The sequence below is a fragment of the Bacillus cereus group sp. MYBK5-2 genome, assembly GCF_051915685.1.
Lineage (GTDB): Bacteria > Bacillota > Bacilli > Bacillales > Bacillaceae_G > Bacillus_A > Bacillus_A cereus.
Genome location: NZ_JBQAFE010000001.1, coordinates 1,453,674 through 1,467,157, shown reverse-complemented (window position 1 = coordinate 1,467,157; position 13,484 = coordinate 1,453,674). Strand labels below are relative to the sequence as shown.

Sequence of the window (13,484 nt, the reverse complement as noted above, 5' to 3'; positions counted from 1 at the left end):
TTATTTAGCTGCTTTATTACATACTTTTATTTAAATGTTCAATCTCATCTTGCAACTTTTTAAATTGCTCAAAATGCATGGTAATAGATTGACTACTACCATAATCAACATTTTGTTTCACTAATATAACACCCGTATCATGAAAAAGCGCTTCAAGTTCTTTCCTAATAGACACTTTCGCAATATGAGCTGTTTTAATTGCAGATAAAATTGCAATTTCATTAAACTTTAATTTTATTTCATTTGGACAAAATGCGTCTTCAACTAATATAACTTCATTACTATAAATTAGTGCAACAAGATTACTTGATTTGGCATCTGTTAAATCAACTTTTTTCATAATATCTTTCATTACATTTTGCCTCCTTTATTTTCATATATATCAATTATACAAATTTTTTAAAAAAATTACTCAACTTTATTATATTAATTTTAACACACTTTTATTGAAATCCATGCTCCAAACGTTTTACTATTCCACAATTTTTATTATATGAACCATCTGGACTATAACTCCATATAGTAATGTTAACAACTTATTATAAAGCAGGTGAAAATTATGCCATCAGTTGTAGGAAATTTAGTTGTACAAAATAGTAATGGATCATTTAACTTAGGTGATTTCTACAACGTTTCTCCGAAAGAAAATACGAAAGCTTATAATGGTTCCGGCGCATCAAACGTTGGTTTTGTTGTTAATACTTTTAGCGGTGTTAGCGCGACCAATACATTTGATTCTGACCTTGCAGATCAAAACCAAGTGGGTACAGCCTAATCTTATGTTCAACTTTTTGTATAGAAAATTTTAATTTGTCTATACTATAATCAGGCTGTTTGACAGCTCTTATCGATTTTGGAGTACCCTATCTTTTTCTCCCTTTCCCTGGGGCTCAGCAGCTAGCACAAAGCTAGCTGCTTTTTCTTATATTATTTGTCTCATAAATCAGAAATAAAAAAAGCTGCCATTTAATATTCAGCTTTTTTTACATTATTTCAATAATATCCATAGCGTTAAATACGTAAGTTTTATAAAAGGCGACTGTACAAATTACAATTTGTTTTACCGGATTGATATGTACAACAGTCATGTAGCTTGTTAATATGTAACCATCTTCAAAATATGTTACCAATATTTCTTTCTCAGACAGTAATGACGTTAATAATTTATCAGAAATCCTCTCTTTTGCTTCATTTGTTAAAAGCGGTTTTTGTACTTTTAATTTCTCTCCAATAATCTTTCTCATATTTAAAAGTTGTTCGGACATTACTGTAAACGGAACCCACTCTCTTTCTTCTTTTTGTATCTTTACATCGTTCATTTTTTATCTCCTTGATCATTTATACATTTATTTATTCATGCTATCCCTTAGTTATTTTTAATACTTACTAAACTCGAATTTACTTCTAAACTATAATTAGGTTACCTCTTAAAAGAACATTCGTTCTTATTATACACGAACTTACGTTCCTTTGAGAAGAGCTATACTTATTATTTCTTAACAAAAAACATAATTTTATTTATCTCCATATTTTTTCCTTTATCAAATAAACTTTTCATTTCTTATATAAAATGCATATAAAAACTAAAAGGCGACTTCACACAAAGTGAAATCGCCTTTTTCTAAAAAATATTCAAAGCTTATTTTTCTATCCTAACTAATGTTCTTTCTGGAATACATAATTCATCTATATTAAAATGATTTATTTTTAATTTCAATTCCCCTACTCGTTCCTTATCTTCATCACCAACCCAACAACTGAATAATTCAAAATAGTCTCCATCTTCCAAATAACCTTCCATAATCTTGCATAAAGTTAAAAGTTTTTCTTTCGCTTCTTTTTTTTCCTTTACGTTTTGCCACTCGACAAGTTCAATTCCCCAACTAGTTGAAACCTCATATATGTAATTTTTTTGGAATTGATACTCTTGTACAATTTCAAGCATACTTTCATCTGCAAAACATGGTCCAAAAACAATTACATCATTAGAATCGGGCTCCGTTAACGGAATTTCTACATTACAGCCTATGTAACTTGCTAAACTCATTTTATACTCCTCCAATATTCGTATAAAAAATACTTCATAGTATATTTATTTACTCAAATATAAAATCCCTGCCTAAACAAAAAAGTTTTAAATTTTTTCGTTTATTAACCATCTATAACTGAACACATATACTATGATGAACGAACTCACAAAGCATAAGAAAAGAGAGCATTTACAACACTCTCTTTTCTTACATACTCTATGGAACTTTACAAAACTGAATCAGTGATTTTTATTATTATATTTCATTACATATACTTAGGTTGTACTATTATATGTAACTCTCTCTCTGTATCCGCTTTTTTCGGATGACGAAAATAATTAAGTTCGTACTTTAACACTTTATACTCAACAATTCCGATTTTAATCCCTTTCGTTTCTTTTAATATAGCTAATAAATCACTTATATTTTCATCATATGACTCAAAAATTTTCGCTCCGCCCTCTCCTTGAAAGATTACTTTCATATATTCTCCCCACCTTAATTTATTGATGTGGTAAATGATGCGTTTAAAACGATTCATTCTTTATCCTAAAATTTTCACAACAAAAAGAGCATCCTTTCCAATCGAATGCTCAGCTTTTTACTAATTATCCATGTTAAATATTTATTCAAAAACATTATATGTATTATTTTTTAAATTATGTTCGATATTCATTATTAAAGAGTAAATATATGTAATAAACTTGCATAATGAAAACCGTAGAATATCCACTTTCGTTGAAATAATTATAAACCATAATTTTCCATTGTAATTCTTAATATTTAAATGTAATATTGTATTGTCTTACTATCTATTTATAACTCACACACTAATTAGAAAAGGGAACTCTATATGAGTTCCCTTTTCTAATTATGATTACAGTCATTATTTCTTTTCTAGAAATTTAAATGTATCTTTAAATTCTTTATTATTCACTTTAATATCAGCATCTTTCAATAAATCATTGACTACTTGTTGTTTCCATTTACCTGTCGTATCTTGTAGTCTTTGTTGTTCTATATCTTTACGAATTTTATCCTTTACTTCATCAAATGGCTTCAATTCTTTTTTATCCGTCACTTTAATAATATGGTAACCGTAAGTTGTTTTAACCGGATCACTTACTTGGCCTGCATCTAATTTATACGCAGCTTCCTCAAATTCTTTCACTGTTTGCCCAGGAGCAAAACCAGATATTTCCCCGCCCTGTTCCTTTGAACCAGTATCCTCTGAATACTGTTTTGCTAAGGCAGCAAAATCTTCACCATTATTTACTTTCTCCTTTATTTCTTTAGCCGTTTTTTCATCTTTCACTAAAATGTGACTTACTTTCATTTCTGGTTTATAGTTATTTTTCACATCTTTATCTGTAACTGTTGCTTTAATCGCTTTCTCAAATGCAATTTCTGGCTTCATTTTTTCTTTTAATTCATCTTCGTTTTTCAACCCAAGTTGTTCTAAAGTCGATTTAAAGTTCTCACCCATTTTATCTTTTGCTTCTTCTACTTTCTTTTTTGCTTCCTCATCTGAAACTTTATATTTATCTAACAATGCCTTACTTAACATCATTTGATATAAAGTACTTTCTCCATATTGTTGTCGTAATTCTTTACTTAATTCTTTCTCTGTAACATTCCCTACTTTTGATGTTACTACGTTGTCTGAGGAACCACATGCAGATAATGCTAGCATCACGCATGAAATAATTGTTCCAATAAATATTTTTTTCTTTTTCAATTCAAATACCTCACTTTTATCATTATGCAAATTAACTATACACAGTCATTGTGAAAACAGTGTGTTTTCTACATGTAATTCATTTCATATGAGTAGACTATGTATCATGTATTTTCATTTTTAAACGTAAAGAGTCTTCTTACTATTATGTATAGTAAGAAGACTCTTTACATACTCCTTAAAAACAATACTGCCGCTATAGTTACTTAATAATTACATGTTTTTCAGGTATCCAACTATTCTGCCCGATATCTATCGCATTTCCCACTCTACCCCACACTCGAAAAGATGTCGATCCATCTATATTCCCTTTATAATTCATACATTCAGGCTCTTCATAATAATTTACTCCGTAACCAACAGGATATTTCGAAGTTGCATAAAACCATTTCACATTAAAATGTTTTAAATATGCCCACTGCTTATCGTTCCCTAAACAAATCATATCTTGCTCACCGCCTCCCCAATAACTTGTTAAGATTAAATATGGAATTTTCTGAGTGAGTGCACCTGTAAATTGAGGGTTCATGGGAGTTTCATATAAATTTATTCCGTATCCATCAGGATATTTCGAAACTGCAATACCAATGCCATTCGGTTGCTGTGTATACACTATGTTAGATTGATTTGCTTTGTTGGAATCTATAAACCAAGAAAGTGACTTATTTCCTACTAATCGATTCAGATCACATTTCCCAATACCAGGAACATTCCCTGAATCCGTATATTGCCACATATCGCATGGATATGCTGGCTTATTCCCTCCATAACGAGGGATCCATATGAAATCAGCTTCAATATTACATGCTCCAAATGATAAATACGTGTGATGCCCTACGTATAATCCTACTTTTTCCGCACCTAAACGGCGTAATTCATCAATAAATGCCTGTGTCCCGCCTTGCATATCTACCATCGTTTGAACTTCTATGTCCGCTACCCAAAACTTAGCAGATTGATCACCACGATTCCAAAAATCTTGTGCCTCTTTCTTTGCATCAGCAATAGATATAAAACGGCAAAAAGCATAATTACCGAATGGGATACTATGCTTTTTCATTTCACTAACATAATCTTGATACATAAAATCCACCGTATTAGAGCCATCTTGAACTCTAGCAATCACTAAATCTAGCTGAGATGCTGCAATATCCCAATTAATAGTTCCATTCCATTTTGAAATATCTACAATATACCCCATACATTCCAGCTCCTTTTGAATGTCTTATTCATAGCTTGTTTTATTGTAAGCCTCCTCTCTCTAAAACTAGCTATCTATAATATAAATAAAAAGAATCTTTACTGTTTTTCAAAATATATTCTCTTTCAGAAATATTTCTATCAACTTTAACATGTATGCCACATAAAACATTCGAAATATACCCTACTATTCATTTATTATGTAATCTCGTCCTATCAATCATTTTTACAGATATTAAAAAAAAATTCCCTGTATTATTAAATTATAACTTTCAGTATCGATTTCCTTTCAACTAAAAATTTCATCCCTCATTTTCTATATACTCTTAAGTCAAAATTACTACCTCTACATGAAATTTGAGATTTAGAAAAATTTTAATTAATTGAAGTTTACTCCTATTAAATTGCTATTTTCCAACCTGAACACTATTGGTGCATAAAAAAGACATTTTCTATTACTGAAAATGTCTTTTTACAGTTTAATAAAACAACTTTGGTGCTAAATCTGTATTTTGTAATTGTGAGTTTTCACTGCTCATAACACAACTTGTGGAAAATAGAATTGGGATACCACAAACCTCATCATTCATTACATCACGAAACACATTGGCAGCAACACCTGTAAACGTTTGACATAAGTTAGAAATATCGTCATTGAAAAACTGAATGACTTCCGCAGCGAAAACCGGAAAAACAACATTCGGTCCGCCAGGGAACTGAGGCTGTACCACAACTTGTTCAAAATAAGGATTATTTTCTAGTGCTACTTGAAATAAATGAGCTATTTCAAATGCATCTAGTGGACAAGGAAATGGATTTACAATTTCATTCTCATTATTCGTTACAATAACTGTCACACTTACATTCCCAAATTGTACAAAAGATTTTAAAAGCGTTGCTAATGCTCTCGCTTTTTCGTTGCTTAACGCATGCACTAAAATAATATAATTACCACCAACAGGAATAAGCGGCCCAACTGTAACAGTTGGATCAGCACCTATTGAATTTTTTAATTCATTAAAATATGTGATCCACGGTGGCGAAAGCTGAGCTTGTACATTTTCTTCCCCTATTTTATACTACCTCCTTATACCATTCTTACTAACATAATATGTAACAAACAAAAAAATGCATTAGTTATATTAACCATTTGCGTATTTATTGATTATATTAATTAAACATTTTATTTCCCATTCTCAATTTCCCCTTTACATCTTTAAGCACTTTTACTACTATAAAATTCTTTATTATAAGCAAATCCACTGAAATTTCATATTATACTAATACGACTCTATATCCATTAAATTATAATACTCAATATTAGGAGCTGATTTCATGGAAAAAAAACCTATCGTGTTCAAAATCCCACCAAATTCAAAGCTAAAAATTACATTTTTCGGTCCTTGTAACGAAGTAATTACAAATGTGTCTATAATTAATCAACTATGCACCCCTAAATGTCAAACTATCACGCAATACCCAGACTTTAAGAAATATGTAACGGAAGTACGATCGCTATCCCGTTGTTAGTCCGCATAATGCACGATTTTCACAACTTTATTACCTAAAATAACCGAGAAAGAAAATAACTGCATTCCTAGACTAAAATTACTCATGTTATGATATTCCATTGATAATTCATTGATTTTTTACACGTTTTTATGAAAAGAACATATATTATCGTATGGAGATTATCCACTCATAAAACCTATCTTTCTTTGGAGCGTACTTTTTATGTATGCTCTTTTTTTATGTAACCGTCCCCCTTCTAAATTGACCAACAATATATTAAAATTCTTTATATACTCAAGGAGGTCAAATATGTTCAAGTTGCATCCAATACTACTCATCTTAGGATTGATTTTGTTTTTATATAGTGTAATCGCCTTTATGCTATTCTTTTCAGTGTATTAGCATTCCCTACACAAATCTATGTTCAATATATAATTTCTATATAGTAAAGAAAAAACATAATGATACGATCTTTTATGTATTCCGTCTTTCTTGTTCTATAAGAAAACTAGTAAACTTACTAACAATGCGTTTTTACAAGCATGTTACTTATTATTCTGTTTATTATCTGAAGAAGGTTGAAGCCCCTACAAATTAAACTACGCTTTACCTATTTACTTATATATTTTAGAAAAACAATAATAATCCCCTACCATTTGGTAAGGGGATTAACTAAACCTACTAAAAAACATTTAATGATCAGTTTTATTTATTTGGAGAAGGAAATCTTGCTGCTTCAAAATGTGCACCATCTTCTAAAGGACTTAAAACTCCATCTATACTACTTTGTGCATAAATCTCAACTTCATCCCCTGCATTCAATTGAACAATCGTCGAAACACTTACGACATTTCCAAAACTTATTGGACCAAAAAAGTCATTATCTATAGCTATCGCTGCGTTTCCATTCACACGAATTTCTACACGCGCTCTATAATTTAAAGTTGGATCGTTTGGAAAGAAACCAATCGTTCCAATAATAGAATATACACCTTTAGTCTTCGGCATAAAAATAGATGTTGCTGGATTATACTCATTCGCTAAATCAAATTGTTCATTTTGAAATAACACTTTCACAAAAGTATTAGCAGGAACATTTTGATTCACAGTATTTCTAGCTCTAAATGCCGATGCTCTAACAAGATTGTCCTTGTTATCATGACACTTACTAGTGTTCTTACAACAATCATGATGCTTATTTTTATACTCCTTACAATACTTACAGTAGTAATAACAAGACATACTGATTCCCCTTTCAAACTTATTACTATATATTATGTAAGATTGATTTATAAGGTTTGGACTAGCTATTTTTATTATTCATAAGGGCGCTATTAATCTGCACCCTTATTTATATACACCACTTCATTCCTTACTAGTTATAAGTTGTATATAGTTCCATATGGAATAGTAAGAAAAGAACTTCCGTACGGTGTAACATGATGTACTGGGTAAAAATACTCTACGGATGAGTAATATGGTTGTACTCCTTGCTGCTGCATTTGCATTTGTTGTTGCATTTGCAATGCTTGTTGAATAGCTTGGACTGTACTTTGTGCTCCACTATACGTTATAGATGTACCATATGCTGGTCGCATACCAGTTTCAGAATTAAAATATGAATAAAACATGATTCTCAGCTCCCTTCCCGTATAATTTATTACAAATTATATTATGATTCTTTATTTCAGTGGGTACTATAAAGCTAGTCCGCTCGCTTATATTCAAATGACAAAATAAAAAAGTAGCTGCTAGACTACTTTGACTCCTTCTTATCACCAAATGAAATGATATACATATTCTCCTGTTACACGCTCATTAATTCCCGCAACCCTAACGAACCTCAGTAAATCCGCTCCTTGAAGGAAATATACCGAAATCGTAACCGGTACTTGCGACCACATGAATTGATAAAGCTCATTCACTCTCTGATTCGTCGTAACGATTAAATCATTTACAGGTCCATGATTCCATGCAGAGGTTTGAACTGAAGTGAAAGAAAGGTCTTTCCCATTAACCACTATTCTTGATACACTTTGAGTTATGTCCACAATAATCCCCTCCAACATTACAAAAATTGGACCTTTTTTAGTTCATATTATTATAAATATTCTTGACTGTAATAAATGTTTAAGGCAAATCCCTAATAAAGTGAAACTTTAATCAGCTCTCACCAATCGGGCTTTTACTGGCAGCCCGACCCCACCTAACTTCTTTGCTTCCGCTGAATTTTGAGGTGGGGGTATTACTGCCCGACAAATAGCGGGATAAAATTTTTTTATTCATATCCCTCAATTCCCATTACAACCATATAATTTCTAACCTTATTCAATTTTTGTAATTAAAATAAAAAATAGCTAATTCACTACTTAAAAAGTAAAAAAGCATCAGATTGACTAGTATGTAGATGGTTAAATGAATGTAAAATGTTTTTAAATTATCTACTCTTTTTTTAGTTTGGAAGTAACTCTCATCTCTTCCCATCTTTATACACCACTTTCTTAATCACACTGAACGCAATATTCAATTGATGAGTTTGTTCCAATTAACGCCTTTGTTCAATGTAGTAATTTTCTTGTATAATAAAAGTTAATTAATCTAGAAGGGATTCTGAGAAAGAGCGAAAAATCAGCTGGAAAGCTTATCGATTTAAATATCTATTCGAAATTAATAAGCGATTAATTTTAGTCACTCTGCCCATACTCAATCAAAGTGTGGGCTTCTTTAATTTCTGTATAAAATTCAAAAGTTTGACACAATCCTGGAAAAAGCTTATAAAGAAAAGTGAGGTTCCATTATTTTCACACTTAGTAGCGCAGTCATGTTACATATAATTTTATAAGTGTGAACGAACTACAAAACTAAAAAACAAATAATAAGTTTGCAACATGTTTGCAAATACGAATTTTGCATATAAATTCGTGTGATATTGAAAGGAGTTTTACTTATGAAAGAAATTAAAACAGAACAAGAATTCAAAGACATCATCGCAAGCGAGGAGCCTGTAGTTGTTAAGTTCTTTACTACATGGTGCCCAGATTGCGTACGTATGGACAACTTTATCGGAGATGTAATGGAAGAGTTCAATAAATTTGAATGGTACTCTATCAATAAAGATGAGTTTCCAAGTATCGCTGAAGAGTATCAAGTAATGGGTATTCCAAGTTTACTTGTATACCAAAACGGTGAGAAGCTAGGCCACTTACATAGTGCTAATGCAAAAACAGAAGAGCAAGTTACTGAGTTTTTAGAAGCATACTAAAATGAAAACCCTCTGGAAAATATTTTTCAGAGGGTTTTCATCTATTTTCACAATTATCTTTTGAAGTTTTTCATCGTTTAATGAATTACACCTTGTCATGATAAGAATAATACGTAGTAAGAAAAGTATTCGTTTCCTCATCCATCTACCCTCCTATCTCTTTAGTAAATAAACTCCAATTAGGTTCACACCTTGACTTTGTACTTTTCAACATATTTTTCCTTTACGAAACTTTGTTATCCCCTTCTTAAAAAGCTATAAAACGTCAACAATGTTTGTATAGACCCACACGACTTTCGTTTGATACTCTATTTATAGAAAGAAATTCCTTTAAAGAAAGGTGAGTGATTAAAATGGATACTCTTTCTCATAAAGAAGCTGATAAAGGTGCTATTGTCAGCATTATGGCCTACATATTTTTATCCTCTATGAAAATCATCATCAGTTATATTACCCTCTCTAGCGCATTACGCGCTGACGGTTTAAATAACTTAACGGATATCGGTGCTTCTTTAGCGATATTAATTGGTCTAAAAATATCTCGTAAACCTCGTGACCCAGATCATCCGTATGGGCATTCGCGTGCCGAACAAATCGCATCACTTGTTGCGTCCTTCATTATGGCAACAGTCGGATTAGAAGTTGTTATTAGTGCCATTCAATCTTTCTTAAATCCGAAACAAGCAGCGCCTAATGTACTCGCTGCATGGGTTGCTTTATTTTCTGCTGTCGTTATGTACTGCGTGTATTTGTATACGAAAAAAATTGCAGCACGAACAAAAAGTAAATCATTAGAAGCCGCTGCAAAGGATAATTTATCAGATGCACTCGTAAGTATTGGTACCGTAGTAGGTATTGTCGGTTCTCAGTTCCAAATGCCTATTTTAGACCCTATTGCCGCTTTAATTGTCGGTCTTATTATTTGTAAAACTGCATGGGAGATTTTCGTAGAATCTTCTCATATGCTAACAGATGGAATTGATCCTGATAAAATGGAAGAATACGCTGATGCTATTGAGCATATTGGCGGTGTGGAAAACATTGTAGATATTCGAGCACGTATGTATGGGAATCAAACGTACGTTGATATTACAATTGAAGTAGATGCTCGCATGGATGTTGGAGAAAGTCACTGTATTACCGACAACATCGAAGCTATGCTGCGCAAAAAATTTGGAATTTACCATGCACACATTCATGTTGAGCCAATGAAAAAAGAACCTATTATGACATAGGTTCTTTTTTTATGAACGTTTTATGGAATATAACACATAAAACGAGCCAGCTACCGCCAGCTGCCCATCCTGCTAATATGTCAGATGGATAGTGCACGCCAAGATATATTCGGCTAACTGAAATAGATAATACAACAAAGCTTGCTATAAGAATAATTAACAATTTTTTATGCAACGAAATACGTTCTTCAGTAATTGTGACGTATGCAATAAATCCTAAAAAAGCAGTAGCATTCATCGTATGACCGCTCGGAAAACTATATCCAGTTGCAGTAACAAGCTGCGTGACATCAGGTCTTGCTCGTTCGTACCATAGTTTAAGCATACTGTTTAAATAACGAGATCCGTAGTAATTAATTGTTAGAAGTAACGCACTAAGCAACTTTTTTCTAACGAGAAAATACATTACAAGAATAATGAGTAATGGAAAATATATTCTTTTGGAACCGATAAAAGACACCCAAGTAAAATAGGTCGTCAAATAATCGTTTCGAAAGCTTTGAATAAAATGTGCGACTATATTGTCAAAGTTCTCAATACAAGCGGTATGATACGAAAGTGATAATACGACAAAACAAATGAGTAACGTAAAACTTAGCAAGTATAAATGTCGATATCGTTTCACATACATAACCTCACTATGCAAAAAAATGGAGCGGTTGTTTTAGTTTTCCTCTCCATTTCTTTTTTATGCATAGTTTATTAAAAAATATAATTATTAATTTTCCGCTTCATCTCAGGGATATCTTCTCTTGTTACGGTAAAACGAATCACCTTCTCATCAAGATCAAGCGCCTCAGCGAATAATCCAGCTAAACCACGGGATTTTCTATCTACTTCCATAATAATTTCTAGTCGGTCGTATGCACGTGGCAAGATTAATAATTCTAATTCATCTAATTTCCCATAGTGCTCTCCAGAAACCGGAATAAACTCAAATTCTTGTGCGAATGGAACTTGCTTACGTAATCGGTGCGGTAATTCTTCACATTCTATATGACGTGCTTTAAACCCTAATTCATTTACACTATCTAAAACACTACTTAATAATGCATTGGGTAACACTTGAACGTAGTCGCGGTCACTTGGGTCTATACTACGTTTAATATCAAGACCTGTATGAATCCAAACCGTTTTCATACCAAGTGTAAGTGGTGCTTCAATTGGCATTGGAAAAGAAAATGGAATTTCAACTTTTTCATTCGGTTCTACAGAAAAAGGTTCTGTTAAGCGTACTCGCTCTAAATCATATGTTGCTGTTACTTTTTTATCATCCACTTCTCGTACATACGACGTCGATAATGTTAAGTAAATGCTTTCAATTTGTTGGCTAACTGAACCTCCAGTTATATGAACCTTTCCAACTATTTCTTCCCCAACAATATACTCATCTTTTTCAAGAACAGTATCTACCTTTGCACTTCCAATACCAACGCTTGCTAAAAACTTTTGAAACATGGAGTCTCCATCCTTTCTAAAGCAGAAGCTACATCTTGTTTTAAATCTTGTACATTCTCATAGTACGGCGTTTTTATTTGTAACATTCGCATAAGAATTTCGCGATTATAATGTTCCAAAGTTAATTCTTCGTACCATGGTTTTTCCTGTTTTTCATTAGATTCATATCCTGCATATAATAAAAATAATGAGAAATGACCGAGCGCATAAAAGTCGCTACGAAAGTGAACTTCTCGCATCAAAGCTTGTTCACCTTCGTAAGTTGTAGCTCGCTCATCATCCTCACCTTTCCATTTAGCCAATCCAAAATCAATAATACTAATTTGATTTTCTTTCATTAGTATGTTTGGAATGCGTAAATCTCGATGAATAATGCCTTCACTATGAAACACCGATACAATTTCTAATATTTCATATAAAATCTTAAAAACTTCACGTTCTGTATATACATACCCATCTATGAAAATATAATCTTCAAAATTTTCACCAGGCATGTACTCCATCACAAAGAAGCTCTTTTTCTCCCATATGAAATGATCATATAGACTAGGAATTGCATAATGATTTAATGTTTGTAAAATCATTTTCTCTTGTTCAAATGATTTTCTACCAGACTCATATCTTTGTTTACTTTGTCTTAATTGTTTTAAGACTTTATATCTATTTGTTTGTAAATCATTAACGACGTATGTAACCCCATAACTGCCCATTCCAATTACTGATTCAATTTTATAACGTTCTGCAACAATTGTATTTTTTCGCAGTGGTCTATCAAATAATGCTAGTACACGACACCATTTCATCAGCTACTTGAAAAGAAGCTACGGCTTTTATGTTTTCTTTTATAATGTTGATGTCCATAACCAGATGAACGTCGTTTATAGTCGCTACTTGAATACGAGCGCCCTCTACGACGATAATCACTACTTGAATACGAACGATATTTTTTCTTTCCTAATAAAGAATCAATAATTTTTTTGAACATTCCTTCACCTCTTGAGTAAAATTTCCTTTTCATTATACCAATAATTATTGACTATATTTGTGAC

Annotated in this window: 18 protein-coding genes and 1 pseudogene; 4 read left to right on the top strand and 15 right to left on the bottom strand. The window is 32.0% G+C overall.

Annotated features, from left to right (window positions below; all coding sequences use genetic code 11):
• Positions 1-16 precede the first annotated feature (16 nt).
• On the bottom strand, positions 17-352 hold the full coding sequence (locus ACTFP3_RS07835; RefSeq protein ID WP_000651907.1) for a hypothetical protein: 336 nt from the start codon (positions 350-352) through the stop codon (positions 17-19).
• Between the two features lie 207 nt (positions 353-559).
• On the opposite strand from ACTFP3_RS07835, the gene gerPF reads away from it, so the two are divergent.
• Positions 560-775 (top strand): spore germination protein GerPF, encoded by a 216-nt coding sequence (gerPF, locus tag ACTFP3_RS07830; protein ID WP_001141569.1) that lies wholly within the window; start codon positions 560-562, stop codon positions 773-775.
• A 208-nt stretch (positions 776-983) separates the two neighbouring features.
• On the opposite strand, the gene ACTFP3_RS07825 is transcribed toward gerPF, so the two are convergent.
• The 6 genes from ACTFP3_RS07825 to ACTFP3_RS07800 form a co-directional block, all read right to left on the bottom strand.
• Positions 984-1,319 carry a YolD-like family protein gene (locus tag ACTFP3_RS07825; protein WP_440009904.1) on the bottom strand — a complete coding sequence of 112 codons (336 nt, stop codon included), beginning with the start codon at positions 1,317-1,319 and terminating at the stop codon, positions 984-986.
• Positions 1,320-1,639: 320 nt separating this feature from the next.
• Positions 1,640-2,047, bottom strand: a complete 408-nt coding sequence (locus ACTFP3_RS07820) for a hypothetical protein (RefSeq protein WP_006925988.1) — start codon at positions 2,045-2,047, stop codon at positions 1,640-1,642.
• Positions 2,048-2,295: 248 nt separating this feature from the next.
• Entirely contained in the window at positions 2,296-2,514 is a 219-nt protein-coding gene (locus ACTFP3_RS07815) for a hypothetical protein (protein ID WP_000864271.1), read from the bottom strand.
• A gap of 402 nt (positions 2,515-2,916) precedes the next feature.
• Positions 2,917-3,768 (bottom strand): peptidylprolyl isomerase PrsA, encoded by an 852-nt coding sequence (locus tag ACTFP3_RS07810; protein WP_000727348.1) that lies wholly within the window; start codon positions 3,766-3,768, stop codon positions 2,917-2,919.
• Positions 3,769-3,970: 202 nt separating this feature from the next.
• A complete protein-coding gene (locus tag ACTFP3_RS07805) occupies positions 3,971-4,969 on the bottom strand; it encodes a glycoside hydrolase family 25 protein (RefSeq protein ID WP_440009900.1) in 999 nt (332 codons plus the stop codon).
• A gap of 478 nt (positions 4,970-5,447) precedes the next feature.
• The gene (locus ACTFP3_RS07800; protein ID WP_440010008.1) at positions 5,448-6,041 is read right to left on the bottom strand and encodes a hypothetical protein; all 594 of its coding nucleotides are present in this window, start codon (positions 6,039-6,041) and stop codon (positions 5,448-5,450) included.
• Between the two features lie 262 nt (positions 6,042-6,303).
• Between ACTFP3_RS07800 and ACTFP3_RS07795 the strand changes: the two genes are divergently transcribed.
• Positions 6,304-6,498 (top strand): hypothetical protein, encoded by a 195-nt coding sequence (locus tag ACTFP3_RS07795; RefSeq protein ID WP_000412555.1) that lies wholly within the window; start codon positions 6,304-6,306, stop codon positions 6,496-6,498.
• Between the two features lie 687 nt (positions 6,499-7,185).
• On the opposite strand, the gene ACTFP3_RS07790 is transcribed toward ACTFP3_RS07795, so the two are convergent.
• From ACTFP3_RS07790 to ACTFP3_RS07775, 4 genes and pseudogenes are all read right to left on the bottom strand, one after another.
• The gene (locus ACTFP3_RS07790; RefSeq protein ID WP_440009897.1) at positions 7,186-7,722 is read right to left on the bottom strand and encodes a C1q-like domain-containing protein; all 537 of its coding nucleotides are present in this window, start codon (positions 7,720-7,722) and stop codon (positions 7,186-7,188) included.
• 137 nt (positions 7,723-7,859) lie between these two features.
• On the bottom strand, positions 7,860-8,111 hold the full coding sequence (locus ACTFP3_RS07785) for a DUF3947 family protein (protein WP_000500100.1): 252 nt from the start codon (positions 8,109-8,111) through the stop codon (positions 7,860-7,862).
• 144 nt (positions 8,112-8,255) lie between these two features.
• Positions 8,256-8,531 (bottom strand): hypothetical protein, encoded by a 276-nt coding sequence (locus ACTFP3_RS07780; RefSeq protein WP_000355695.1) that lies wholly within the window; start codon positions 8,529-8,531, stop codon positions 8,256-8,258.
• A gap of 286 nt (positions 8,532-8,817) precedes the next feature.
• A pseudogene (locus ACTFP3_RS07775) lies at positions 8,818-8,964 on the bottom strand (2TM domain-containing protein); the annotation flags it as partial.
• Positions 8,965-9,427: 463 nt separating this feature from the next.
• Between ACTFP3_RS07775 and ACTFP3_RS07770 the strand changes: the two are divergent.
• Complete coding sequence (locus ACTFP3_RS07770) at positions 9,428-9,742, top strand: thioredoxin family protein (RefSeq protein ID WP_000658787.1); 315 nt, start codon at positions 9,428-9,430, stop codon at positions 9,740-9,742.
• Positions 9,743-10,095: 353 nt separating this feature from the next.
• On the top strand, positions 10,096-10,977 hold the full coding sequence (locus ACTFP3_RS07765; protein WP_000380385.1) for a cation diffusion facilitator family transporter: 882 nt from the start codon (positions 10,096-10,098) through the stop codon (positions 10,975-10,977).
• On the opposite strand, the gene ACTFP3_RS07760 is transcribed toward ACTFP3_RS07765, so the two are convergent.
• From ACTFP3_RS07760 to ACTFP3_RS07745, 4 genes are all read right to left on the bottom strand, one after another.
• Positions 10,967-11,602 carry a phosphatase PAP2 family protein gene (locus ACTFP3_RS07760; RefSeq protein ID WP_000833370.1) on the bottom strand — a complete coding sequence of 212 codons (636 nt, stop codon included), beginning with the start codon at positions 11,600-11,602 and terminating at the stop codon, positions 10,967-10,969. The two genes, ACTFP3_RS07765 and ACTFP3_RS07760, sit on opposite strands and share 11 nt — an antisense overlap.
• 77 nt (positions 11,603-11,679) lie before the next feature.
• On the bottom strand, positions 11,680-12,435 hold the full coding sequence (locus ACTFP3_RS07755) for a sporulation protein (RefSeq protein WP_000486626.1): 756 nt from the start codon (positions 12,433-12,435) through the stop codon (positions 11,680-11,682).
• On the bottom strand, positions 12,417-13,238 hold the full coding sequence (locus tag ACTFP3_RS07750; RefSeq protein ID WP_006927693.1) for a serine/threonine protein kinase: 822 nt from the start codon (positions 13,236-13,238) through the stop codon (positions 12,417-12,419). Before ACTFP3_RS07750 ends, ACTFP3_RS07755 begins: the two co-directional genes overlap by 19 nt.
• Positions 13,238-13,420 carry a hypothetical protein gene (locus ACTFP3_RS07745; RefSeq protein WP_016122446.1) on the bottom strand — a complete coding sequence of 61 codons (183 nt, stop codon included), beginning with the start codon at positions 13,418-13,420 and terminating at the stop codon, positions 13,238-13,240. The genes ACTFP3_RS07750 and ACTFP3_RS07745 overlap by 1 nt, the downstream gene beginning before the upstream one ends.
• Between the last annotated feature and the right edge of the window lie 64 nt (positions 13,421-13,484).